The sequence below is a fragment of the Nocardioides pinisoli genome, from assembly GCF_024199985.1.
In the GTDB taxonomy this organism is placed as follows: Bacteria; Actinomycetota; Actinomycetes; order Propionibacteriales; family Nocardioidaceae; genus Nocardioides; species Nocardioides pinisoli.
On sequence record NZ_JANARS010000002.1, the window covers coordinates 251,801 to 275,208 of the forward strand.

Annotated in this window: 21 protein-coding genes and 1 pseudogene; 12 read left to right on the forward strand and 10 right to left on the reverse strand. The window is 73.6% G+C overall.

The window, feature by feature from the left end:
- Nucleotides 1-162 precede the first annotated feature (162 nt).
- The 4 genes from NCI01_RS05215 to NCI01_RS05230 all read left to right on the forward strand — a co-directional run bounded on the left by NCI01_RS05215 (nt 163) and on the right by NCI01_RS05230 (nt 5,762).
- On the forward strand, nt 163-1,614 hold the full coding sequence (locus tag NCI01_RS05215; protein ID WP_254180419.1) for an APC family permease: 1,452 nt from the start codon (nt 163-165) through the stop codon (nt 1,612-1,614).
- Nucleotides 1,615-1,681: 67 nt separating this feature from the next.
- Nucleotides 1,682-3,067 carry a metallophosphoesterase family protein gene (locus NCI01_RS05220; protein ID WP_254180420.1) on the forward strand — a complete coding sequence of 462 codons (1,386 nt, stop codon included), beginning with the start codon at nt 1,682-1,684 and terminating at the stop codon, nt 3,065-3,067.
- Nucleotides 3,068-3,155: 88 nt separating this feature from the next.
- On the forward strand, nt 3,156-4,493 hold the full coding sequence (locus tag NCI01_RS05225) for a class II 3-deoxy-7-phosphoheptulonate synthase (protein WP_254180421.1): 1,338 nt from the start codon (nt 3,156-3,158) through the stop codon (nt 4,491-4,493).
- A gap of 267 nt (nt 4,494-4,760) precedes the next feature.
- A complete protein-coding gene (locus NCI01_RS05230) occupies nt 4,761-5,762 on the forward strand; it encodes a threonine aldolase family protein (protein ID WP_254180422.1) in 1,002 nt (333 codons plus the stop codon).
- On the opposite strand, the gene NCI01_RS05235 is transcribed toward NCI01_RS05230, so the two are convergent.
- The 6 genes and pseudogenes from NCI01_RS05235 to NCI01_RS05260 all read right to left on the reverse strand — a co-directional run bounded on the left by NCI01_RS05235 (nt 5,740) and on the right by NCI01_RS05260 (nt 11,978).
- A complete protein-coding gene (locus tag NCI01_RS05235) occupies nt 5,740-6,597 on the reverse strand; it encodes an NADase-type glycan-binding domain-containing protein (protein ID WP_254180423.1) in 858 nt (285 codons plus the stop codon). The genes NCI01_RS05230 and NCI01_RS05235 overlap by 23 nt on opposite strands.
- A gap of 363 nt (nt 6,598-6,960) precedes the next feature.
- Nucleotides 6,961-7,860 (reverse strand): DMT family transporter, encoded by a 900-nt coding sequence (locus NCI01_RS05240; protein WP_254180424.1) that lies wholly within the window; start codon nt 7,858-7,860, stop codon nt 6,961-6,963.
- A 17-nt stretch (nt 7,861-7,877) separates the two neighbouring features.
- Nucleotides 7,878-8,891, reverse strand: a complete 1,014-nt coding sequence (locus tag NCI01_RS22975) for a Stk1 family PASTA domain-containing Ser/Thr kinase (RefSeq protein WP_308213195.1) — start codon at nt 8,889-8,891, stop codon at nt 7,878-7,880.
- A 192-nt stretch (nt 8,892-9,083) separates the two neighbouring features.
- Nucleotides 9,084-10,061 (reverse strand): annotated as a pseudogene (locus tag NCI01_RS22980) (protein kinase domain-containing protein); the annotation flags it as partial.
- Between the two features lie 150 nt (nt 10,062-10,211).
- Nucleotides 10,212-10,889 (reverse strand): transglycosylase SLT domain-containing protein, encoded by a 678-nt coding sequence (locus NCI01_RS05255; protein WP_254180425.1) that lies wholly within the window; start codon nt 10,887-10,889, stop codon nt 10,212-10,214.
- A 288-nt stretch (nt 10,890-11,177) separates the two neighbouring features.
- Nucleotides 11,178-11,978: a glycoside hydrolase family 16 protein gene (locus NCI01_RS05260; RefSeq protein ID WP_254180426.1), complete on the reverse strand. Its 801-nt coding sequence runs from the start codon at nt 11,976-11,978 to the stop codon at nt 11,178-11,180.
- An 89-nt stretch (nt 11,979-12,067) separates the two neighbouring features.
- On the opposite strand from NCI01_RS05260, the gene NCI01_RS05265 reads away from it, so the two are divergent.
- From NCI01_RS05265 to NCI01_RS05275, 3 genes are all read left to right on the forward strand, one after another.
- Nucleotides 12,068-12,439, forward strand: coding sequence for an Rv2175c family DNA-binding protein (locus NCI01_RS05265; RefSeq protein ID WP_254180427.1), 372 nt, complete (start codon nt 12,068-12,070; stop codon nt 12,437-12,439).
- Nucleotides 12,439-12,921, forward strand: coding sequence for a guanyl-specific ribonuclease (locus NCI01_RS05270; RefSeq protein WP_254180428.1), 483 nt, complete (start codon nt 12,439-12,441; stop codon nt 12,919-12,921). Before NCI01_RS05265 ends, NCI01_RS05270 begins: the two co-directional genes overlap by 1 nt.
- An 85-nt stretch (nt 12,922-13,006) precedes the next feature.
- Nucleotides 13,007-13,441, forward strand: a complete 435-nt coding sequence (locus NCI01_RS05275) for a barstar family protein (protein ID WP_254180429.1) — start codon at nt 13,007-13,009, stop codon at nt 13,439-13,441.
- 33 nt (nt 13,442-13,474) lie between these two features.
- Here NCI01_RS05275 and NCI01_RS05280 read toward each other — a convergent pair whose 3' ends face one another.
- On the reverse strand, nt 13,475-14,539 hold the full coding sequence (locus NCI01_RS05280) for a polyprenyl synthetase family protein (RefSeq protein WP_254180430.1): 1,065 nt from the start codon (nt 14,537-14,539) through the stop codon (nt 13,475-13,477).
- Between the two features lie 64 nt (nt 14,540-14,603).
- On the opposite strand from NCI01_RS05280, the gene metF reads away from it, so the two are divergent.
- Complete coding sequence (gene metF, locus NCI01_RS05285) at nt 14,604-15,494, forward strand: methylenetetrahydrofolate reductase [NAD(P)H] (protein WP_254180431.1); 891 nt, start codon at nt 14,604-14,606, stop codon at nt 15,492-15,494.
- Between the two features lie 44 nt (nt 15,495-15,538).
- On the opposite strand, the gene NCI01_RS05290 is transcribed toward metF, so the two are convergent.
- The 3 genes from NCI01_RS05290 to NCI01_RS05300 are packed head-to-tail and all read right to left on the reverse strand — an operon-like array spanning nt 15,539 to nt 17,947.
- Entirely contained in the window at nt 15,539-16,849 is a 1,311-nt protein-coding gene (locus NCI01_RS05290) for a phytoene desaturase family protein (RefSeq protein WP_308213187.1), read from the reverse strand.
- A gap of 20 nt (nt 16,850-16,869) precedes the next feature.
- Complete coding sequence (locus tag NCI01_RS05295; RefSeq protein WP_254180432.1) at nt 16,870-17,460, reverse strand: DUF4126 domain-containing protein; 591 nt, start codon at nt 17,458-17,460, stop codon at nt 16,870-16,872.
- A 13-nt stretch (nt 17,461-17,473) separates the two neighbouring features.
- Nucleotides 17,474-17,947: a YbaK/EbsC family protein gene (locus NCI01_RS05300; RefSeq protein WP_254180433.1), complete on the reverse strand. Its 474-nt coding sequence runs from the start codon at nt 17,945-17,947 to the stop codon at nt 17,474-17,476.
- Nucleotides 17,948-17,995: 48 nt separating this feature from the next.
- Between NCI01_RS05300 and NCI01_RS05305 the strand changes: the two genes are divergently transcribed.
- The 4 genes from NCI01_RS05305 to NCI01_RS05320 all read left to right on the forward strand — a co-directional run bounded on the left by NCI01_RS05305 (nt 17,996) and on the right by NCI01_RS05320 (nt 23,370).
- The gene (locus tag NCI01_RS05305) at nt 17,996-18,463 is read left to right on the forward strand and encodes a hypothetical protein (RefSeq protein ID WP_254180434.1); all 468 of its coding nucleotides are present in this window, start codon (nt 17,996-17,998) and stop codon (nt 18,461-18,463) included.
- A 189-nt stretch (nt 18,464-18,652) separates the two neighbouring features.
- The gene (locus tag NCI01_RS05310; RefSeq protein ID WP_254180435.1) at nt 18,653-19,012 is read left to right on the forward strand and encodes a DUF6504 family protein; all 360 of its coding nucleotides are present in this window, start codon (nt 18,653-18,655) and stop codon (nt 19,010-19,012) included.
- 11 nt (nt 19,013-19,023) lie between these two features.
- The gene (locus NCI01_RS05315) at nt 19,024-19,464 is read left to right on the forward strand and encodes an SAV_6107 family HEPN domain-containing protein (protein ID WP_254180436.1); all 441 of its coding nucleotides are present in this window, start codon (nt 19,024-19,026) and stop codon (nt 19,462-19,464) included.
- 12 nt (nt 19,465-19,476) lie between these two features.
- Nucleotides 19,477-23,370 (forward strand): DNA polymerase III subunit alpha, encoded by a 3,894-nt coding sequence (locus NCI01_RS05320; RefSeq protein WP_254180437.1) that lies wholly within the window; start codon nt 19,477-19,479, stop codon nt 23,368-23,370.
- The last annotated feature ends 38 nt before the right edge of the window (nt 23,371-23,408 follow it).

Genomic DNA, 23,408 nt, shown 5'->3' on the forward strand with positions numbered 1-23,408 from the left:
GAAGCGTGTCCATTCACCCCTCCGGGGGCAGCGGGAGCGTGGACGGCGTCACCCCGGCGCCGACACGGCGTTCTCCGGGTGCGGCGGTGGTTGCCACACCCCCCCGGTCGGGCCATTGTGAGAGGACGCCGTGCGCGGCACGGGCAGATGAGGGGAGTCTCGATGAGCGCCACGGAAGCCAGCCAGCACGACGTCAACGGTCCTGAGGACACCGAGCTCAAGCGGGTCATCGGGCCCAGGCTGCTGTTGCTGTTCATCGTGGGCGACATCCTGGGGACGGGTGTGTACGCGCTCACCGGCAGCGTCGCCGGCGAGGTCGGGGGCGCGGCGTGGGCGCCCTTCCTCGCGGCGTTCATCGTCGCGACCATCACGGCGTTCTCCTACCTCGAGCTGGTCACGAAGTACCCGCAGGCCGCCGGCGCCGCGCTCTACACGCACAAGGCGTTCGGCATCCACTTCGTCACGTTCCTGGTCGCCTTCGCGGTCATGAGCTCCGGCATCACGTCAGCGTCGACCGCCTCCAACGCCTTCGCCGGGTTCATCAACGCCGGGTTCGCGCTCGACCTCCCGGCTGGCGGATCCGGGCTGATGTTCATCGCGCTGGGCTTCATGGCCCTCGTGGCAGCGATCAACTTCCGCGGCGTGGGGGAGAGCGTCAAGGCCAACGTCGTGCTCACCCTCGTCGAGCTCTCCGGCCTGTTGCTGATCATCTTCATCGGCATGTACGCCGTGACCCAGGGCAATGCCGACTTCTCCCGCGTCATGGTCTTCGAGAGCCCCAGCGACAAGAGCACGTTCCTTGCGATCACCGCCGCGACGTCGCTGGCCTTCTTCGCGATGGTCGGCTTCGAGGACTCGGTCAACATGGCAGAGGAGTGCGAGGACCCGATCCGCGACTTCCCGAAGACCATGCTGACCGGGCTCGGGATCACCGGCGTGATCTACCTCCTCGTGTCGATCACCGCGGTGGCGCTGGTCCCGGTGGGCGACCTCACCAACGCCGACCTGGGGCCCGCCCTCAACCAGGTGGTCGCGGCCGGCGCACCTGAGCTGCCCTTCGACAAGATCTTCCCGTTCATCGGTATGTTCGCCGTGGCCAACTCGGCACTCATCAACATGCTGATGGCCAGTCGGCTGCTCTACGGCATGGCCAGGCAGGACGTGCTGCCGCGCTCGCTCGGCAAGGTGCACGCCTCGCGTCGCACGCCGTGGGTGGCCATCATCTTCACGACGCTCCTCTCGTTCGGTCTCATCGTCTACGTCGTCCGGGCCAGCGCGTCCGAGGACGGCCTCTCCAACATCACGCTTCTCGGCGGTACGACCGCCCTCCTCCTGCTGTGCGTGTTCACGGTGGTCAACATCGCGCTGCTCGTGCTGCGCAAGCACCCCGTCGACCACGACCACTTCCGGGCGCCGACGTTCCTCCCGGTGATCGGCGCCCTGTCCTGCGCGTTCCTGGCGGGTCCGTGGGCGCGCGCCGACACCGCCCAGTACCGGATCGCCGGGTTGATGATGGCGGTCGGCCTGGTGCTCTGGGCGCTGACCTGGCTGACCAACCGTGGCGTGCGCGCCAAGAAGACCGGCTTCCGCGACATCGACCACCTCGAGGAGTGAGGCGCCCTCCGGCGACACGGCGGGGTTCGGTGGGCGTACGTCGGTCCTGCCGTCTACGGTGGGGCGGGTGACTCGACGACGTGTGGGGCCCGTGCTGGCGGTGCTCGTGGCCGGTGCCCTCGGCTGCTCCACGGCTACGCCGCCCGCCCCGCCTGCGAGCGCGACGCCGGCCTCGGACGACGGGGTCCCGGCGAGCCGACCGCCGACCGCCGACCCGGGCCCGGGTCGTACCTGGGCGCCGTCCCCGTCGACCGCCCGGCGCGGGCCGCGCGAGCGTCCGTCCGTGCCGGCGGCGCCCGAGCTGGCCGGGGCCTACCGCTTCGTCTCCTCGCCCGACTTCCTCAACCAGGACGTCGCCGACCTCACCGCCGACGGTCGCCGCACCTATGTCGTCAAGGCGACCGGTGAGGTCGCCACCTCGACCAACGAGTCCTACGAGACCGCGCTCGACCGGGTCATCGACGAGATGGCCTCCCACGGCACCCGCGACGTCCTCGTCCCCGGCGACCTCGTGGAGGGGCGTTGGGGGCGCGACGACGCGCGGACCGGTGTGTTCGGTCCGGTGCGGACGCAGGCGCAGCGCCTGCGCGCGTGGCGCCGGGCCGCCGACGTCTACTACCCGGCCTGGTTCCAGCGGTTCAGCGACCACGACCTGACGACCTACCCGGCCGTCGGGGACCACGAGGTGGGCGACGACCCGTGGCGGGCCAAGCGGCGCCATGCGTGGGTGGACTTCAAGCGCCGTCACATCCCGCAGTTCAAGCAGATCTTCGCCGACCACGCGCTGTCGGACAGCGACGGGCGGCCCCGGTTCGCCGACCGTCCGCGGCGAGGCCCCGCCAAGCGCACGGCCTACGCGGTGCGGCTCGACCCCGACGTGCTGCTCGTGACGCTCGACGTGTTCGAGCGGCGCGGCGGCGACGTCCACATCTCCGTCGACGGGGCGCAGCTGCGCTGGCTGCGGGGCGTGCTGCGCCGGGCCCGCAAGGACGATGTGCCGTGGGTGATGGTCCAGGCGCACACGCCGATGCCCGGTGCGGTCCGCGTGCGCAACTCGACCCACTTGGTCTACGAGAAGGGCCGGGCGTCCGACCTGTGGCGCACGATGGTCGACGGCGGTGTCGACGTCTACCTCAGCGGTGAGGTGCACGACCAGACCGTCCGCCGCCGCGACGGCATCCTCGAGGTGTCGCACGGCTCGCTGTTCTACCGGGGCGAGGCGTCGTACGTCGTCGGGCAGGCCACCGCCGACAACCTCGTGCTCGAGAACCACCAGTTCCGCGGGGAGGTCGGCTTCGACGACCGGCTCTGGACCACCTCACGCCAGGGCGCCCCCGGTCGGATCAGCTATCCCGACGCCTCCGTCGTCACGGGCACCCTGGTCGCCAGCCGCACCCGCTCGGGCGGACTGCGCGTCGACGACGCGGAGGGCGTGCTGACCCCGCGCGGCTGAGCGCACCGGCCCCGGCGTGCGCGGCGTCACGCGTTCAGGGGCTGGTCAGGGTGCGGGCAGTGCGACCGGGGCGCCGTACCCTTGTCGGGTGAGTGCCATCCCCACCCTCGAGCAGCTGCACGCGCTCGGGCCCCGCCAGCAGCCGCGCTACCCCGACTCCGGGGCGGTCGACGCTGCCGTGGCCCGACTGAGGACTGCGCCGCCGCTCGTCTTTGCGGGCGAGTGCGACGACCTCACCGACAAGATCGCCGCCGTCACCCGCGGAGAGGCGTTCCTGCTCCAGGGCGGCGACTGCGCGGAGACCTTCGCCGGCGTCACGGCGGACAACGTGCGCAACAAGCTGCGCGTGCTCCTGCAGATGGCCGTCGTGCTGACCTACGCCGCCTCGGTGCCCGTCGTGAAGCTCGGCCGGCTCGCCGGCCAGTACGCCAAGCCGCGCAGCTCCGACGACGAGACCCGCGACGGCGTCACCCTCCCGGCCTACCGCGGCGACGCCGTCAACGGCTACGACTTCACGCCCGAGGCGCGGGTGCCCGACCCGCAGCGGCTCGTCGAGGTCTACAACTCGTCCGCCGCCACGCTCAACCTGGTCCGCGCGTTCGTCACCGGCGGCTACGCCGACCTGCGCCAGGTGCACACCTGGAACACCGACTTCGTGCAGTCCTCGCCGTTCGGCCAGCGCTACGAGGCGATGGCCGACGAGATCGAGCGCGCGCTGACCTTCATGAAGGCGATCGGCGCCGACCCCGACGAGTTCCACCGGGTCGACTTCCACTCCAGCCACGAGGCACTGCTGCTGGAGTACGAGCAGTCGCTGACCCGCATCGACTCGCGCACCGACCTGCCCTACAACGTGTCCGCGCACTTCGTGTGGATCGGCGAGCGCACCCGCCAGCTCGACGGCGCCCACGTCGAGCTGCTGTCGAAGATCAGGAACCCGATCGGCATCAAGCTCGGCCCGACGACGTCGCCCGACGACGCGCTCGCCTACGCCGCGCGCCTCAACCCGGACAACACCCCGGGCCGGCTCACCTTCATCACCCGCTTCGGCGCCGGCAAGATCCGCGACGGCCTGCCCGCGCTCGTCGAGAAGGTCACCGCCGAGGGGGTCAACGTCGCGTGGGTCTGCGACCCGATGCACGGCAACACCTTCGAGGCCTCCTCGGGCTACAAGACGCGTCGCTTCGACGACGTCATCGACGAGGTGCAGGGCTTCTTCGACGTGCACCGCAGCCTCGGCACCTGGCCCGGCGGCGTCCACGTCGAGCTCACCGGCGACGACGTCACCGAGTGCGTCGGCGGTGGCGAGGAGATCGACGAGGTGGGTCTGGCCCACCGCTACGAGTCCGTCTGCGACCCGCGCCTCAACCGCGTCCAGTCGCTCGAGCTCGCCTTCCTCGTCGCGGAGATGCTGCGCAAGGCCTGAGCCAGCGACCGCGAGGCCGCGGCGTACGAGCGGTGCGTGGCGCAGGTTCCGCGGCGCCGGGGAACGTGTCTGGCGCACCGACGCGCCGGGCGAGCGGTGGCTGAAGGGGGACTCCGCCCCGCCGGAATCCCCCTGAGACACCGCCGGGGGGCGTGTCGTACGTCGGCGCGCCGGGCGAGCGGTGGTTGAGGGGCATTCCGCGCCGCCCGAATCCTCCTGAGACACCGCCCATGAGGTACCCCCGACAGTGCGTGATGGGATGGCGGCGTGATCGACCTGCGCTCCGACACCCTGACCCGGCCGACCGACCCGATGCGCGAGGCGATGGCCCGCGCGGAGGTGGGTGACGACGTCTACGGCGAGGACCCGACGGTGGCGGCGCTGGAGGAGCGGGTGGCGGGGATGTTCGGCCACGAGGCGGCCCTCTTCACCCCGACCGGCTCGATGGCCAACGTGCTCGCCGTGGCGAGCGTGGTCTCGCCCGGCGAGGAGGTGCTGTGCGAGTCGTCGGCGCACATCGCTCGTGCGGAGCTCGGCGCCCACGGGGCCATCACCGGGCTCACGATGCGCACCTGGACCAAGGAGCGCGGTCAGGTGGACCTCGCGGCGATCGAGGCGATGCACGCACCCGACATGGGTCCGTTCTTCGTGCGCACGGCCGCGGTCTCGGTCGAGAACACGCACAACTTCGCCGGTGGCGCCGTGCTGCCGATCGAGGACCTGCGCGCCCTGCGGGCGTGGGCGGGCACCAACGAGACCAAGGTGCACCTCGACGGCGCACGGCTCTGGAACGCGCACGTCGCGACCGGGACCCCGCTCCTCGACTACGGCCGGATCGCCGACGTCCTCGCGGTCTGCCTGTCCAAGGGCCTGGGTGCCCCCATCGGGTCGCTCATGGTCGGCTCGGCCGACGCCGTCGCCGAGGCGCGGGTGCGACGCAAGCGCATGGGCGGCGGCATGCGGCAGGTCGGCGTCCTCGCCGCGGCCGGGGCTTACGCCCTCGACCACCACGTCGAGCGCCTCGCGGACGACCACGCCCACGCCCGCCTGCTCGGCGAGGCCCTCGGCCTCGACCCCGAGGCGGTGGACACCAACATCGTCGTCGTGGAGCGTCCGGACGCGATGTCGTTCGTCGAGCGGGCGGCCACGGAGGGCGTGCGCATCGCTGCCGTGGGACCGCGCGCCGTGCGGCTCGTGACCCACCTCGACGTCTCGCGGTCCGACGCCGAGCGGGCGGCCGTGGTGCTCAGCCGGCTCGCCGCCCGGTGATGCTCACCTCGCTGATCGCGGTGTAGTCACGACCGAGGTTGCCGAGGCCGGGCGGGGTCACGGCGGTGAAGGTGATGGTGACCGTGGCCGTCTCGACCGGTGGCACCTGCACCCGCTGCATGCCGGGTCGCTCGGCGAAGGTCTGCTCGACCGAGGTGCCGTCGTCGAAGCCCCAGGACACCGCGACCGTCCGGCGGTTGTTGGGATACCAGCTGACGCCGGCGATCTGCTTGGCATAGCCGTTGACGAGGCCCACCCGGGTGACGACGCCCGGCTCGGGCAGCGTCACGGTGATGGTCTGGCCCGTCGCGTCCCCGGCCGTGCGCCACGCCGTGGCGGGGTTGCCGTCGCCCATCTGGCTGGCCTCGTACGCGACCAGGTTGCCGTCGAGGTCCGTCGTCGGGGGCGCCGTGCCCGGTACCTCGAAGGTGGCACCCCTGGCCAGCTCCCGCACCTTGCCGACCCCCGTGGGGGCGCCCGCGCCCTCCTCGGTCGCGCCCGGGTCAGACGGCGCGGTCTCGGTGCTCGTAGCGCCGGTGGCCTGGTCGGTGGCGGGATCGGTGGCGACGTCACCATTGGTGTCGAACACCCGAAGCAGCAGGAAGGCCGCGCCCATCAGCAGCGCCGCGGCCAGCACCCAGCCGATCCAGGCCTTCCCCCGCACCGGGAGGTCGCTGTCGAGGTCGTCGACCTCCTCGTAGGGCAGCAGGTCCTCGCGAGGGTCCCAGGCCGTACGCCGGGGCGTGTCGGCCGCCGGCTCGTCCGGTGGGACGTCACCTACGACCTCGGGCGGGTCGGACGGCGGCACGGACGACGTGGGGGGCGGGCTGGTCACCGGGACGGGGACGGGGTCGGCGGCTTGGACGGGAGGCGCGACGGAAGGCACGACAGGGGGCGCGACGGGATCGGGGCGCGGCGGAAGGTCGGACGGCACGGCCCGGGGCGTCGCACCGTCCGCATCGTCCGTGGCCGCGTCGGGGATCGGAGCCGGAGGATCAGCCGGGGGAGCGAGGGCCACGGGCGGAGGAGCGACGACGGGCTCGGGACGGGCCGGTGCGGGCGTGCCGATGCGGTGCCCACAGTTCAGGCAGAACCGCCCCACCCCCAGCTCGGCGCCGCACGCCACGCACGTGTCCACGGGGCCACGATAGGGGGACGGACCCACGCCGAGGCCCACCCGAGGGACGGGGCGAGCCGTTCAGACGGCGATGTGCGTGACCTCGCCCTCGACCACGCGGCGCGGGGCGAGCTCGACGGTCAGCATGGCGACGAGCACCATCGCGCCGCCGACGAGCAGCCGGGTGGTGACGTCCTCGCCGCCGAGCCAGACCGCGAAGAAGGAGGCGAAGACCGGCTCCATGCTCATGATGATGGCGCTGCGGGTCGGCGGGAGGTGCGCCTGCGCCCACGTCTGGCCGAGCAGCCCGAGCGCACCGACCACCACCGCCATGTAGACCACCGACCACCAGTCGGCGGCCCGGTCGGGCAGCACGATGCCGTCGTGGGCGGTCGCCGCCGTGCACACGACGGCGATGACCATGATCTGCAGGATCGTCATGCCCACGGCGTCCTGCGCGGTCGACCATGCCCCCAGCCCGACGATGTGCAGCGCGTAGAGCACGGCGGAGGCGAGCGTGATCGCCTCGCCGTAGCCGATGCTGAAGCCGTTGAGCGCGAGCACGCCGAGGCCCACGGTCGCCAGCGCGACCGCCGCCCAGGTGATGGGCGGGATCCGGGTCCGGAGGATGGCCGCTGCGAGCAGCGGGGTGCAGACGACGTACAGGCCGGTGACGAAGCCGCTGATGCTCGCCGGCGTGTGGGCCAGGCCGGCGGTCTGCAGGATCTGAGCGACGCCGTAGAGCAGCCCGAGCACGAGGGCGTGACGGCGCACGACGGGGGAGAGCCGGCCCAGGGCCTTCGGAGCGACCACCAGCAGGACCACCGAGGCGATCGCGAAGCGCACGGCCAGGAAGTCGAGCGTCGGGACCCGGTCGAGCAGGTCCTTGATCATGAAGAACGTCGAGCCCCAGCACGCGGCCAGCGCGAGCAGCGCGAGGGCCGCGAGCAGGGACGTACGACGGGTCTGCTCGGGCTGCACGGACGAAGGCTAGGACCTCACACGAGGTAGAGCGTGATCGTGGAGCCCTTCCGGACCTCCTCGCCGGCCCCGGGGTCCGAGCTGGCGACGTAGCCGAGGCCGAGGTAGGTGCCCGACTCCTCGGTCTCGACCACGAACCCGAGGCCCTCGAGCAGCTCGGTGGCGGCATCGACGCCCATGGCCTGCACGCGCGGCACCTCGACCAGCTCGGGGCCGAGGGAGACCACGAACGAGACGGTGTCGCCGCGGAAGAGGGTGGCTGTCGGGGGATTCTGCGTGATGACGTCTCCCTCGGCGACGGTGTCGCTGTACTCCTCGCTGGTGACGCTGACCTGCAGCCCGCGCTTCTCGAGGGCGGCGGAGGCGTCGTCGAACGACTCGCCCGTCCAGTCCTTCACCTCGATCGGCTTGCGGCCCCGGCTGAGCACGAGGTCGACGCTGGCGCCGGGCTTGAGGGTGGTGCCGGCCTTGGGCGAGGTGCGGATCACCTGTCCCTCGGGCACCGTCTCGCTCCAGCGCCCCTTGCTCTCGCCGAAGGCGAGGTTGGTCGCAGCGAGCGCGTCCTGGGCCTGGTCCTCGGTCTGCCCGACGAGGTCGGGCACGTCGTAGCGCTCGGGGCCCAGCGACAGGGTGAGGGTGACGGTGCCGCCGTCGAGCACCTTGCCGCCCGGCTCGGGGTCGGTGGCGATGACGAGGCCGGCGGCCACGTTCTCGCTGTAGGCCGGCTCGCCCGCCTCGGCCTGGAGGCCGGAGTCCTCCAGCTCGGCCGTGGCGGCGGCCTCGTCGAGGTTCAGGACGCCCGGTGTCGTGGTGTAGCGCTCCCACCCGAACCACCAGGCGCCGCCCGCGACGCCGGCGACGAGCAGGAGCGACAGCAGCAGGACGAGCGGGCCCTTCACCGACCGGCGACGCTCGGTGGTGTCGACGGCCGCCACCCGGGACGGGGCCCGTCCGGGGCCGGGGCCAGTGCTCGACGGTCGGGCGGGGAGCATGGAGGTCGCGGTCGCCACCGGCACGGCCGTGGTCCGCATCGGCTCGGTGACGGGGCCGCCGGCGGGCTCGCGCGGCGGCGCTCCCGCCGGGTGGGCGGTGTGCCGCTCGAGGGCCGTGGTGCGGTCGGGGCTGCCGTCGTCCACGAGCCCCGAGTCGCGCGGGTCGACCGCGGTGAGGAGCGCCAGCGCACCGGCGTCGAACGGCTCGGGCGTCGTGTCGTCGGGCGAGGCGGGCTCGTGGGGCGCCGGTGCGGCACGCCGGGGCAGGAGGTCGGCGGCCAGCTCGGGGTCGGAGTCGAGGCCGTCGCGCAGGGCCTGCTCGACCCGGTGCAGGTGGTGCAGCAGGACGGTGGCGTCGGCCGGGCGCTGGTCGCGGTCGCGCGACGTCGCGCGCGCCACGAGGGCGTCGACGTAGTCGGGGATGCCGGGCTCGACGAGCGACGGCATCGGGACGTCGTGGTGGACGTGGCGGTAGGCGACCTGGATCGGCGACTCGCCCTCATGGGGCTTCGAGCCGGTCAGCAGCTCGTAGAGCACGACGCCGGCGGCATAGACGTCGGCGCGGGCGTCGGCACGGCCGTCGATGACCAGCTCGGGGGCGAGGTAGGACACGGTGCCGATGAGCACCCCGCCGGTCGCGGTGTGCTGGGTGTCGGCGCTGACCGCCTTGGCCAGACCGAAGTCGGCGACCTTGACGTTGCCGCCGTGCGCCTCGTCGGCGATGAGGACGTTCTCCGGCTTGACGTCGCGGTGGACCAGGCCTGCGCGGTGCGCGGCGGCGAGCGCGGAGACGACCGGCTCGAGGAGGGCGAGCGCCCGCGCGGGCGGCATCGGCGCCTCCTTGCGCAGCACGTCGCGCAGGGTGTGGCCCGGGACGTACTCCATCACCAGGAAGATCGTGTCGGTGCCGTCGGAGGTGTCGTCGCCCTGGTCGTAGACGCCGACGACGTGCGGGTGGTTGAGGCGGGCGGCGGCGCGGGCCTCGCGCACGAAGCGCTGCGCGAACTCCTGGTCGTCGCCGAGCCCGGGGTGCATGACCTTGACCGCGACCGTGCGGTCGAGGCGGGTGTCGGTGGCCTCGTAGACACTGGCCATGCCACCGCGGGCCACGCGGGCGAGGATCCGGTAGCGCCCGTCCAGCAGCCGGCCGACCAGGGGGTCGCCAGCGGTGCCGGGCGCGGTTGCGCGGGCGTGCTCGAGTGGCTCCACTGATCGACCTCCAGTGCCGGACCAGGGGCGAGACGGGGAAGGATCCGGCGCGCCCATCGTACGGAAGGCGCGCCGGACCCCACGCTCAGGCGCGGTCCCGGCGTGGCGCCGGGCCGGGGACGGTCAGCGGCGCCGGGAGCGCGCGACCGGTCAGGACGGGGGCCGGCCGGCCTCGAGGCGTCGCTTGATGGCCTCGACATTGGCCACGTAGGCCCGGGTCTCGTCGTAGAGCCCGTGCCGTCGGACCGCGCCCAGGCCCTGGTAGTAGGCGCCGATCTTGTGGCTGCGCCGCTGCGTGTGGCGGGAGAGGACGTCGAGCAGCAGCACGCCGGCCTTCGCGTTGTCCCCGAGCCGGCGGAGGTCGAGCCGACGCCCCGCGTAGTGCGCCATCCAGCGCGCCGTCGACGGGAGCACCTGCATCGCGCCGATGGCGTCGGCGTGCGACACGACGCCCATCTGCCACCCGGACTCCTGCCACGACACCGCCAGCGCGAGCTGCGGGTCGACCCCGTGGTTGCGGGCGGTGCCGGCGACGACGCGCCGGACCTTCTCGCGCTCCGGGTCGGGGTGGTGCCACGTCGTGGCCTGCGAGCCTCCTCCGGCCCGATCCCCGACCACCGGGATCTCGATGCGCTGGCCGACCTGCAGCGCACCGCTGCGGCCCAGGTGGTTGTGGGCGACGATCTCGGCCGTCCACGCGTGGAACCGCACGGCCAGGCCCGAGACCGTGTCGCCCGGCTCGACGACGTACGACGTCAGCGTGCGGCCGGCGGGCAGCGGCTCGTGGTCTGCGTGGGCCGGGCCCGCGATGCTCGGGAGCACGGTCACGGCAAGGACGAGCCCGGCGGCGGACCGTCCGAGGCGGCGCCAGCGTCGTGCCGGGCGAGCGGGACGGGGATGTCGGGGAGGTCGGGGATGGTGGTGTCGGGGGTGTGGGGGCACGGGGGGACTCCTCACGTCCGCTGCGCCCGGAGGTCGGAGGCCCCCGGGAGGGAAGCGCGCGAACGAGCAGTCGACGCTAGCCACCGTCGTGCACGGAACGTGGACGGCGGCCGGGCCGGGCGTGTCGCCCGGCCACGGCCGCCGCGCGTGGGTCGCTGTGGGGTGCCGTCGGGGTCAGCAGGCCCCGTTGAAGGTGCTGAGCTCGAGCTGGGGTGCCTTGATCGACTTCTCGTTGGGCGCCCGCATCGACCAGTAGCGCATCCAGTCCATCTGCATCCGGGCCGGGTCCATGGTCGCGCCCTTCCGGGCACGGAGCTCGAACTTCAGCTGCCGGGTCACCGGGTCGAGCGCCTCGGCGCGGCGCTCGGTGTTGATCACGTGGCCGTCGACGAACCACGACACGTGGTCCTTGGCGACCTCGACGCCGTAGGTGTGCCAGCGGTCGTTGCGCAGGTGACGGCCCAGGAACCCCCGGTAGGAGCTGTTGGGCAGCGTGTGGACGTAGGACTTCACCGTGTTGGTACCGAGGGTGAAGTTCTCGATGCCGATGTCACGACCGCCGCAGTGCTGGTCGCGGGTGCCGCCGGGGACCAGCTCGGTGACGACCTTGAACGGCTTGCCGCCCTTGACCTTCGACATGGTGCGGGCCCGCATGCGGATCTCCCAGCGACCGTAGGCGTGGCCCTTGAGGTCGAGGGTGGCCGACACGCTGCCGCGCTTGGTGCTCATCAGGGTGAGCATGCCGTTCTGCGTGCGCACGATGCCGCGGCCCTTCTTCTTCCAGAAGCCGGGCTTGGGGCCGATGAACTCCTGGCGGAAGACCCCGTGCTGGTACCAGCCGAAGGTGTTGCCGGCGTGGACGGGGCCGGGCGCGCCGTCGTAGTGGTCGGCGGACGCGGGGGAGACGGCGGGGGAGAGCGTGAGCGCCAGCAGGCCCACGAGGGCTGCCGCGAGTGCAGATCTGAGGGGGTGCATCCACGGCACGCTACGGATCGCCCGCCGGGGTGACAACTTCGTCCCGGCACGACTTCGCTGCCGCGAGCGCCCTCTCCTAGGCTGCAGCCATGAGCGACGTACCCCTTGCCGACCGTGACCTGGCCGCCCTCGTCCCCGAGTGGCTCGACTGGGACCAGGTCGCCGAGCTGCTCGGTGTGTCGCCGGGCAAGGTGCGCACCATGATCCGCGAGCACGAGCTGGCGGCTGCGGTGCCGGTGCCTGGTGAGGGGCCGCGGGTCCCGGCCGACTTCATCCAGGACGGCCTCGTGGTCAAGGGTCTCCCCGGGCTGCTGACCCTCCTGCATGACCACCGCTTCGACGACCGCGAGTGCATCGCCTGGCTCTTCACCGACGACGACCTCCCCGGCCGGCCGATCGACGCCCTGCGCGAGAACCGCGGCAGCGAGGTCAAGCGCCGCGCCCAGGTGCTGGAGTACTGATGGCCGCCGCGTCGACCGGCAGGGAGCGCTACCGGTGGCTCCTGCTGCTCGTCGCGGCGGTGATGCTGGTCGTCTGGCTGGTCACCGGGGGCGGTCAGGGAGAGCCCGAGCCCGCCGGCGACGCCCGGTCGACGCCCTCCTCGACGCCCTCCTCGACGTCGTCGCCGACGGACGACGTCGCCGGGACCGACGCGGCGAGCGGCCTGCCCGTCGTACGCCTCGCAGAGCTGCCGCCCGAGGCGGCGCGGACGGTGGAGCTGATCGACGCCGGAGGCCCCTTCCCCGAGCCCGAGCACGACGGCGGCACCTTTGGCAACCGCGAGGAGCTGTTGCCGGACCGGCCGATGGGCTACTACCGGGAGTACACGGTCCCCACGCCGGGCCTCGACCACCGCGGCGCACGCCGCATCGTGGCGGGCGGGCCCGACGAGCTCTACTGGACCGCGGACCACTACAGCTCCTTCGCACGCATCAGGAGGTAGAGAACGTGAACGAGCGGAGCGAGCGAACAATCCAGGGCAGCGCGGGTCGAGCCTCATCGGCGCACGGAGCGAAGCGAGCACGTCGATGAGCGGGCTTGCAGCCGTCCTGGCCGGGCACGAGCCGCCCGGCATCCACCTGTGGCACGGCGCCTTCGACGTCGCCGACGTACGCCACACCGTCGAGCACGCCGGCTGGGGCTTCGGCAGGGTCGACGGCTGGACCGAGGCGGCCACCAAGCCCGGCTTCCTCGCGGCGGTGGGGGAGGCGCTGGACTTCCCCGACCACTACGGGCAGAACTTCGACGCCCTCGCCGACTGCCTCCACGACATCGGGAGCGGTCGCGACGGCGTGGTCCTGCTGTGGGACGGCTGGGCGACCCTCGCCCGCGCCGACGAGAAGGCGTTCAGCATCGCCCTCAGCGTGCTGGGCTCGCGCGTCCACGCCGACCGCGGGGTGCCCTTCACGGTGCTGCTCCGCGGCGAGGGCCCGGTCGTGCCGGGTGTGACCAGCCTCGACTGACCAGCCTCGACTGACCGGCTGGGGCGCCGCTGCTCAGACGGTGCGCTGGGTGGCGGCCGCTGCCAGCTCGACCAGCACGTCGCGGGCGTGCTCGTCGACGTCGGCCGCGCGCAGGGCCTCGACCGCGTGGCCGGACAGCTGCTCGATGACCGTCTCGACCTGGGCGCGCGCTCCGGACTCCTCGATGATGGCCCGGAGCTCGTCGACGTCGGTGTCGGTGAGCGGGGTGCCGAGCGCGGCGTCCAGCCGCTCTGCGGCGGCCCGGGGGGCGGCGTCGAGCGCGAGGGCGACGAGCACCGTGCGCTTGCCCTCGACGAGGTCGTCGCCGGCCGGCTTGCCGGTCTGCTCGGGGTCGCCGAAGACGCCGAGCAGGTCGTCGCGCAGCTGGAACGCCTCACCCAGCGGCAGCCCGAAGCGGCTCAGCTGCTCGAGCTGCTGCGGGGTGGCCCCGCCGAGGGCGGCGCCGATGTGGATCGGTCGCTCGATCGAGTACTTCGCGGACTTGTAGCGCAGCACCGTCATGGCGGTGTCGACGTCGGCCCGCCCGCGCGCCTGCACGGACACGTCGAGGAACTGCCCCGCGATGACCTCGTTGCGGCACTGCTCGAAGAGGGCGAGCCCGGGCGCGACCTCCGCGGGCGGGAACCCGCTGCGCCGCAGCATGTCCTCGGCCCAGCCGAGCAGGAGGTCGCCGAGCAGGATCGCGGCGGCCGCGCCGTACTGCTCGGCGTCGCCGCGCCAGCCCGCGGCACGGTGCTCGGCCTCGAACGCGCGGTGGGTCGCGGGCCGGCCGCGGCGGGTGTCGGAGGCGTCCATGAAGTCGTCGTGGACGAGCGCGCTGGCGTGCAGCACCTCCAGCGAGGCACAGGCCCGGGCGAGCGCCGCGTCGTCGTCCACAGAGGGTCGGACCGCCCGGTGGCCCCAGTGGCAGAAGGCAGCCCGGAACCGCTTGCCCCCGCTGACCGCCGTACGCGCCTCGGCGATCAGCCGGCTCGCGTCCGGGCCGAGCGGGGCGAGCTCGGCGTCGCGCTCGTCGAGGAAGTCGTCGAGGACCGCCTGGACCCGGTCGCGGAAGTCGGCGGGGTCCCAGGTCGTCACGCGCTGCAGCCTAATGAGTGGGACGTGACCCGGACGCACCGCCGTGCTCCGTAGGCTTCGGGGCATGATCTCCGCACGCGGCCAGAGCATGCGCGACCTCCTCGCCCGGGGCGAGCGGTCGTTCTCCTTCGAGTTCTTCCCGCCCAAGGACGAGGCCGGTGAGGCGCAGCTGTGGCAGGCGATCACCGAGCTCGAGCCCTACGGTCCCACCTTCGTCTCGGTCACCTACGGCGCCGGCGGCACCACGCGCGACCGCACCGTCGCGATCACCGCACGGATCGCCCGCGAGACCAGCCTGCTCCCGGTCGCGCACCTCACCTGCGTCGGCCACACCACCGACGAGCTCGCCGCGATCCTCGACGACCTCCGCGCCGCGGGGGTGCACCACGTGATGGCGTTGCGCGGCGACCCGCCCGGCGGTCCGGGCTCACCGTGGACCCCCACCGACGGTGGCCTGACCTATGCCAACGAGCTGGTGGCCCTGATCCGGGAGCGCGCCGACATGCGCATAGGCGTCGCCGCCTTCCCCGAGGGCCACGTCGACGCCGCGGACCTCGACCACGACGCCCGGGTGCTGAAGGCCAAGTACGACGCCGGCGCGGAGTTCGCGGTGACCGAGATGGTGCTGCGTGCCTCCGACTACGTCGCGCTCGTCGAGCGGGCCGCGGCCGTGGGTGCCGACCTCCCGATCATCCCCGGCATCATGCCGATCCTGAACCTCCGCTCGATGGAGAGGATGGTGGAGCTGTCCCGCCGCGAGCTGCCCGAGGAGGTGTCCGCACGCCTGAGGCCCCACGCGGACGACCCGGCGCGGCTGCGTGCCGAGGGCATCGCGATCGCGACGGAGCTGTGCGAGACGCTGCTCGCGGCCGGTGCGCCGGGCCTGCACTTCTACACGCTCAACCGGTCCAGGGCGACGCGCGAGATCTTCGCCAACCTGCAGATCACGGTCTGAGACGACGGTTCCGGCCGTCGCCGCGACCACGACGGCGAGCCGGCCTACTGACGCGGCGCGCGGCCGACCATCTCGGCCACCAGCGCGGCGCTGAGCCCGGCGAACGGCAGTCCTGAGCCGGTGCTGGCGTGCGCCCCGGCCGCCAGGACGCCCGGGATCGGCGTACGCGGACCGAGCCGCGTGCGCGCCGTGCGGGGGCCCTGCCACAGCACGCCGTGCGGGGACCCGCCCCAGGCCTCGACGAGGTCGCGCGGGCTGCGGTCGATGCGGGCGACGACCTGTGCCCGCACGTCGAGCCCGTGACGCGCCAGCGCGGTGAGCACGTCCTCGGCGACGCGGCCGCGTCCCAGCACCGTCCACGCCGCGGCACCGTCGGGCGCGCGACCCCCCGTGCGCACCACCAGCAGCGGGTCGCCGTGCAGCACGACCTCGTGGGGCAGGTCGGGCACGTCACCCTCGAGCGCGACGTGGCACACGACCGGCGGGAAGGCCGGCATCGTGCGCCGGACGTACGGCGCCAGGGCGGGCAGCCGTCGCGGGTCGATCGCGACGACCACGTGGTCGGCGTCGACCTCGCCACCGGGGGTCCGCACCGCGGCGACGCGCCCCTCGCGCACGATTAGGTCGGTGGCGGGCGTGCCGGTGAGCACCTCGACGCCGCGCAGCGCGAGCCGATCGGCCATCGCGACACCGAGGGCGGCGAGCCCGCCGGGGACCGTCCACGCCCCGAACCGTTGCTCGAGGTACACGTCGACCCCGGCGAGCACGGGCGCCTGGCGCGGGTCGTGACCGTCCATGACGACGCGGTGACCGGCGACCAGCCGCAGCCGTTCGTCGCGCAGCACGCGGCGCAGCCGCTTGTGCAGCGACTCGCGCCGGTCGAGCAGGGACAGGAGCTCGCGAGGCGCGACGTCCGGGTCGAAGGGGCGCTCGTACCACTCGCGGCGCAGCAGCTCCCACGGCTCACCGTAGGAGGCGACGTGGTCGACCCACTGCCGGCCCAAGCCCTCGCCGAGGGCCTCGAACGCGGCGAGCTGGGCGGCCCGCGACCCGCCGGGCAGCCGCAGCGCGGAGCCGTCCTGGAAGCGGTGCTCACGCACCAGGTCGAGCGGCTGGAGGTCCAGCTCGCGCTCGAGCGGCCTGCCCGACTTGCGGAACAGGTCGCGCACGACCGCGGGCAGCAGGGTGCTGGTCGGCCCCGCGTCCCACGTGAAGTCGTCGTGCTGCACCGTGCTCAGCGCGCCGCCCAGCTGCTGGGACCGCTCGAGGAGGGTGACGTCGTGCCCGAGCCGGGCCAGCCGGGCAGCGGCAGCCATGCCGCCGAAGCCGCCGCCGACCACCACCACACGAGCCACGGGGGAACCCTAGGCGCCGCCTACACCACCTCGCGTGCCGGCTCCCGCCCCTTCCACCGCCGCCAGCCGCGGCGCGCCAGCCGGCCGACGACCAGAAGCAGGACCAGGCCGACGACGAGGAGGACGCCGGCGATCGCGGCGGCCGCCTGAGGGTGCTCGAGGGAGAACCACACCACCCCGAGCACGGCGACGTCCTCGGTGACGCTCGCCACGATGTTGGTCACCGGCTCCGGCGAGGAGTTGATGGCCAGCCGGCCGCCTGCCTTGGCGAGGTGGCTCAGCAGCGCCGTCCCGCCGCCCACCACGCCGAGCACGGCCTGGTCGAGCGAGGAGGCGTCGCCGGCGAGCAGCACGCCGATCACCGCGCCCGCGGTGGGCCGCACGGCCGTCGAGATCGCGTCCCACGTGGAGTCGATGTAGGGGATCTTGTCGGCGACGAACTCCATCGCGAACATGAAGCCGGCGGCCGCCAGGACGTCCCACCGGCCCAGCACGTCGGGGATCTCCGCGACGGACCCGAGCCGGTCCGCGATGCCCAGCACCAGCACGACCAGGTAGGCGTTGATCCCGCTCGCCCACCCGCTGGAGAAGGTCAGGGCCAGGGCGTCCATCAGCAGGTCACCGTCAGTCCACCTCGACCTCGACCGCGCCGGTCATCGCCACCAGCTCGTCGTAGGACGTCGAGAACACCGCGGCCGGGTGGCCGGCCGCCGCCCACACCACGTCGTGGCGGCGCAGCCACGGGTCGATCCAGGTGCGGATCGGTGCCGGGTGGTCGATGGGGGACACGCCGCCGATCACCTGCCCGGTGTGGCGACGGACGAAGTCGGGGTCGGCGCGCCGGAGCCGGCTGACGCCGATGCGCTCGGCCACGGCCGTCGTGTCGACCCGGTGGGCGCCCGAGGTGAGGATGAGGACGGGCTCGCCGTCGCCGTCGAAGAGCAGGCTGTTGGCGATGGCGCCGACCTCACACCCCAGTGCCGCCGCGGCGAGTGCGGCGGTGTGGGCGCTGTCGGGCAGGATGACGACGTCACCGGCGCCGCCTCGCCGGGTGAGGTCGCCTCGAAATGAGGTGATCGATGCGTGCTCGGACGACATGATGCGAGCCTAGCGACGAACGACGACGAGCCTCAGGGGAGTTCAAGGATGGCGCGCGACCTGCCGGGATCCGTGGTCAACAGCATGCGAGTGCTGGGGCTGATCGTCGCCACCTCCGGGGTGATCACGCTGCTGATCTGGCTGATGCGCGACGAGGTGATCCTCGGGTGGGCCGAGGGCAACCCGTCGGCGCAGGAGATCCTGGCCCAGGGCGGCATCGAGCAGCTGCGGGACAGCCCCATCGTCCCCGGCTTCGTCGCCCTGTCGGTGGTCGCCTTCGTCGGCTTCGCCGCGCTGGTGCTCGTGCTCGGCTCGTTCTTCGTCGGCGGCTATGCCTGGACCCGACCCGTCCTGACCGTCACTGCCGGCGTCGGCGTGCTGGTCGGCGTGGTCAGCCTCGACACCCACCTGCCGGCCGTCTTCGTGGTGCTCTCGGCGCTGGTCATCGTCGAGGGTCTCGTCCTCTCGTTCTTCCTCTGGCGGCGCGAGACCACCGCCTTCCTGCGCCGCGTCTGAGGCTCCTCGCGCCTGCCCGGGCTGCCGGTCCTGCACAACCGGCGTCGCGGCTCTTGACGGGCTGTCGGTGGGGAGGAGTACCGTTCGGGGTGTTCGAACACGTGTTCGATGCGACCCGGGTGGCGGTGACCTCGACCCCCACCGCGACCCGGGTCGGCCCCGGGGTCGACGGATGTGCGAGGAGGCGCGATGAGGCAGTACGACGACCCCGTCGAGGTGCGGCGAGGCGAGGCGGAGGACCCCGACCAGTTCCTGTGGCGGGGCAGGCTGTGGAAGGTGCGCGCGGTGGTCGCGCACTGGGTGGAGACGGGCCCGTGGTGGCAGGCCGGCCCGGGAGGCGACCCGGGAGGCGGCCCAGAGAGCGGCGCGGAGGGCGACCGTCCGGCAGCGATCGACGACCTCGTCGCCGAGCGCGAGCTCTGGCGGGTGGAGGCCGGCCGGGGGATGGCCGGCCTCCGGCAGGCGGGCGAGGCGCAGTCCTACGGCGTCTTCGACCTCTCCTTCGACTGGTCCGACGGGCGCTGGCAGCTCGTCGGGTGCCTGGACTGAGGGGGCCGGTCATGACCGCACCCAGCTCCCGCGCGGGCTTCGCGCCCGTCCCCGGACCGCACGTGCTGCCGGCGAGCGCCTACTCCTACCTCGAGCGCTCGGCGACCTCGCTCCGCGACGCGATCACGGCCCGCGACGTGCCGACCCGCTACGCCTGTGCCCACGTCGCTGCCCTGTGCGCCGCCGCTGCGCTGCTCGCGGCCCGGGCCCGCCCGGCTCCGCGTGCCCGGCGGCAGAAGAACGCCTGGGTCCTGCTCGCCGAGGTGGCTCCCGAGCTGTCGGAGTGGGCGAGCTTCTTCGCCGCCGGTGCCGCCAAGCGCGCGGCCGCCGAGGCGGGGTCCACGCGGGCGGTGACGGAGCGGGAGGCCGACGACCTCGTGCGCGACGCCGACCGGTTCCTGGCCGTGGTCGAGCAGGCGCTCGGCCTGGTGCCGCACGCCAGCGTCGCCTGAGGGCCGGCGAAGGTGTCGTCGGATCCGTTCGTCCACCTCCACGTCGCTTCCGGGTTCTCGCTGCGGTTCGGCGCGTCCCACCCCGACGCCCTCGTCCAGCGCGCGGCCGAGCACGGCATGGACACCCTGGCCCTCACCGACCGCGACGGCACCTACGGCGCGGTGAAGTTCGTGCTGGCCGCCCGGCGTGCCGGCATCCGGCCGGTGCTCGGCGTCGACCTCGCGGTCGTGCCGACGGAGGGTGCTGCGGCGGGCGCGAGCCTCGGGGGTCGCCCGCCACGACGTCGTACGCCGGCGCGCGGCGGGGTCGCCCGTGACCTGCCGGCGCGGCAGGGCGGCAGCGCCCGCGTCACCTTCCTCGCACTGGGGAGGGCCGGGTGGGCGGCGCTGTGCCGCATGGTCTCCTCGGTCCACCTGGCCGGCGAGCGCGGTCGCCCCGTCGCCACGCTCGACCTGCTGGCCCCGCACCTCGCGGGTGGTGACGTGCTGGTGCTGCTCGGACCCTCGTCGGACCTCGGGGCGGTCGCGACGAGGCGCCGGGACGACCTCGCCCCCGTCGTGCTCGCGCCGTGGCTGGAGGTCGTGCCCCGAGACCGCCTGGTGGTCGAGCTGGTCTCCCACCGCCTCGGAGGGCGCGGGGGCGACTGGGGGCCCGGCACGTCGGCCCACGCCGCCCGGATGGCCGGACTCGCCCGCCGTGCCGGCCTGACGACGGTGCTGACCAATGCGGTCCGCTACGCCGACCGCCTCGACGCGCCGACGATCGACGTCCTCGACGCGGCCCGGCGCCTGGTGCCGTTGGGATCGGCCGGGCTGCGCGACGTCGGTCCCTACGGCAGTCGCGGCAACGCCGAGGGCTTCCTCAAGTCCGGCAAGCAGATGCAGGAGGTCGCCGACGAGATCTGCCGCCTGGCCGAGCCGGGCGACAGCGCGCGCGGGGCGAGGCGGCTGCTGGCCCGCACGAGGGCGGTGGCGGACAGGTGCGCGCTCGACCCGCGCGCCGACCTCGGCATCGGCGAGGTGCACTTCCCCGAGCTCGCGCTCGTCGACGCCGCCCCCCGCCGGACCGCCGACGCCGTGCTGCGGGCCCGGTGCGAGGCGGCGATCGACCGGCGCTACGGCGCCGCCCCCAGGATGCGGATCTGGAAGCGGCTCGACGACGAGCTCGAGACGATCCGGGCCCTCGGCTACGCGTCCTACTTCCTGACCGTCGCCGACGTCACCGACCTGATCGGCGCCATGGGGGTCCGTCGTGCTGCGCGGGGGTCAGGTGCCGGCAGCCTGGTCAACTACCTGCTCGGCGTTTCGGGGGTCGACCCGATCCGCCACGGTCTGCTGATGGAGCGGTTCCTGTCCCCGCTGCGCGGGTCGCTGCCCGACATCGACGTCGACGTGGAGTCCGCGCGCCGGGAGGAGGTCTACCGGGCGATCCTCGACCGCTTCGGCGGTGAGCGGTGCGTGACGGTCTCGATGATGGACACCTACCGCGTCCGCCACGCCGTCCGTGACGTCGGCGCGGCACTCGGCATGCCGCCCGGGGAGGTCGACGCGATCGCCAAGGCGTTCCCCCACGTGCGGGCGCGCGACGCCCGCTCGGCCCTGCGCGACCTGCCCGAGCTGCGTGCCAGCGCGCTCGGCGACGGTGGGCTCGACCGCTTCCTCGGCCTGGTCGAGCGGCTCGACGGACTGCCCCGCCACATCGCGATGCACCCCTGCGGCGTGCTGCTCTCCGACGTGACCCTCCTCGACCGCACGCCCGTCGAGGCGTCCCACGCCGGCTTCCCGATGAGTCAGTTCGACAAGGACGACGTCGAGGCGCTCGGCCTGCTCAAGCTCGACGTGCTCGGCATCCGGATGCAGTCCGCGATGGCCCACGCGGTCGCCGAGGTGCGCCGCGTCGACGGCGTGCACCTCGACCTCGACGACGAGGCCCAGGTGCCGTTCGACGACGCCACGACCTTCGACCTCATCAGCAGCGCCAGGACCTTGGGCGTCTTCCAGATCGAGTCGCCCGGCCAGCGCGAGCTCGTCGGCAAGTCCGGCATCGAGACCTTCGACGACATCGTGACCGACATCTCCCTGTTCCGGCCCGGGCCGGTCCAGAGCGACATGATCACGCCCTACCTCGAGGCCAAGCACGGGTGGCGCGACGTGCACTACCTCCACGACGACCTGCGCCCGATCCTCGAGGGCACCCGCGGCGTGGTCGTCTTCCACGAGCAGGTGATCGAGATCATCGCCCGGTTCGGCGGGGTCTCCTTCGCCGAGGCCGACGAGAGGCGCCGGTCGCTCGGGAGCTCCGACACGATGGCCGCGACGCGGGCGTGGTTCTTCCCGCGCGCGCTCGCCCGGGGCTACGACGTGGAGCTGGTCGAGCGCATCTGGACGGTCCTCGCGGCGTTCGGCTCCTTCGGGTTCTGCAAGGCGCACGCCGCGGCGTTCGCACTCCCGACCTACCAGTCGGCCTGGCTCAAGGCCCACTGGCCGGCCCACTTCCTCGCCGGGGTGCTGACCCACGACCCGGGCATGTATCCCAAGCGCCTGATCCTCTACGACGCCCGCCAGGTCGGCGTCGGCGTGCGCGGGCTCGACGTCAACACCAGCGCGTCGACCTACGTCGTGGAGCGCGACGACGCGGGTGAGGGTCCCGGACGGCACGCGATCCGGCTCTCGCTCGGCGACGTCAAGGGCATCAGCGCGGCCGAGGTGGCCCGCATCGTCGAGGCCCGCGGGGGCGGGCGCTACGTCTCGCTGTCCGACTTCTTCCACCGGGCCCGGGTCTCGCGTCCGACCCTCGAGCGGCTCGTGCTCGCCGGCGGCTTCGACGAGATCTACGGGATCGCGACGGGGGAGCAGGCGCTCGACCGGCGTGGGCGGGTGACGCGCCGTGACCTGCTGCTGCAGGTCGCCGAGCTCGACCTGCGCGCGCGCCACGTCGACCGGGCGTCGCGCACCCGCGGTCGCGGCCTGTCGGTTCGGGGCGCGCGCTCACCTGCCGCGACCGACGCGACCGCTGCCGCAGCCGACGCCGCAGCCCGCAACAGCACCGACCCCACGGTGCGGTCCGGGTCGGTGCCGACGGAGCGGCACGCGCTCGCCGATGCCGGGGTGTGGGCGCGCGCCTCCGCGCAGTCGCGGTCGACGCGGCCGGTGGTCGGCGCCGAGTCGGTGCAGCTGACGTTGGCCCTGGGTGACGAGCCGGGGAGACCGGGGGAGCGGCCGACCGGTCTGCCCGAGATGACCACGCTCGAGCGGATGCGCGCCGAGCTCGAGATCCTCGGGCTCGACGTCAGCCAGCACGCGATCACCCCCTACGCCGCGCTCCTCGATGCGCTGGGGGTGACCCGCAGCCGCGACCTGCTGCGACGCCGGAGCCGCTCCGAGCTGCTCGTGGCCGGGGTCAAGGTCGCCACCCAGACGCCGCCGATCAGGTCCGGGCGCCGCGTGGTGTTCCTGACCGTCGACGACGGCACCGGCCCCGTCGACGCGACCTTCTTCGAGGACGCCCAGGGGCCCTACGCCGCGACCGTGTTCTCGTCCTGGCTGCTGCTGGTGCGCGGTGAGCTGCGGCGCACCGGCCGCCGGGGCGTGTCGTTGCGGGCGACCGGCGCGTGGGAGCTTCCGGCGCTGCACGCCCTGTGGCAGCGGGCACGCACGACGGACGAGGCGCTCGAGCGGGTGCGCGCCGAGCTGGCGCGGAGACCCGAGCCCGACTCGCGGGGCGTGGACGAGCCCGCCACCAGGCGCGTCCTCGTCCACTCCACCGGCTTCCTGCTCTCCCCCTACGCCGACGTCGGCCCGGCCGGTGACTCGCCTCGTGGCGCCGGCCGCAGGCTCGCGGCCGACGTCGGCGACCAGTCCCCGTCCCGTGCCCTGTGGCACCGCAGCCCGGGGAGCCCGGGATGACACGCCGCCCGGAGCCGGCCGGCCGCGCTCGTGACGCG

Coding starts and splice junctions, on each gene's coding strand:
- NCI01_RS05215 (WP_254180419.1), top strand. CDS start 163: ATGAGCGCCACGGAAGCCAGCCAGCACGACGTCAACGGTCCTGAGGAC.
- NCI01_RS22975 (WP_308213195.1), bottom strand. CDS start 8,891: ATGCGGACCACGGCCGTGCCGGTGGCGACCGCGACCTCCATGCTCCCC.
- NCI01_RS05260 (WP_254180426.1), bottom strand. CDS start 11,978: ATGCACCCCCTCAGATCTGCACTCGCGGCAGCCCTCGTGGGCCTGCTG.
- NCI01_RS05265 (WP_254180427.1), top strand. CDS start 12,068: ATGAGCGACGTACCCCTTGCCGACCGTGACCTGGCCGCCCTCGTCCCC.
- NCI01_RS05270 (WP_254180428.1), top strand. CDS start 12,439: ATGGCCGCCGCGTCGACCGGCAGGGAGCGCTACCGGTGGCTCCTGCTG.
- NCI01_RS05275 (WP_254180429.1), top strand. CDS start 13,007: ATGAGCGGGCTTGCAGCCGTCCTGGCCGGGCACGAGCCGCCCGGCATC.
- metF (WP_254180431.1), top strand. CDS start 14,604: ATGATCTCCGCACGCGGCCAGAGCATGCGCGACCTCCTCGCCCGGGGC.
- NCI01_RS05295 (WP_254180432.1), bottom strand. CDS start 17,460: ATGGACGCCCTGGCCCTGACCTTCTCCAGCGGGTGGGCGAGCGGGATC.
- NCI01_RS05300 (WP_254180433.1), bottom strand. CDS start 17,947: ATGTCGTCCGAGCACGCATCGATCACCTCATTTCGAGGCGACCTCACC.
- NCI01_RS05305 (WP_254180434.1), top strand. CDS start 17,996: ATGGCGCGCGACCTGCCGGGATCCGTGGTCAACAGCATGCGAGTGCTG.
- NCI01_RS05310 (WP_254180435.1), top strand. CDS start 18,653: ATGAGGCAGTACGACGACCCCGTCGAGGTGCGGCGAGGCGAGGCGGAG.
- NCI01_RS05315 (WP_254180436.1), top strand. CDS start 19,024: ATGACCGCACCCAGCTCCCGCGCGGGCTTCGCGCCCGTCCCCGGACCG.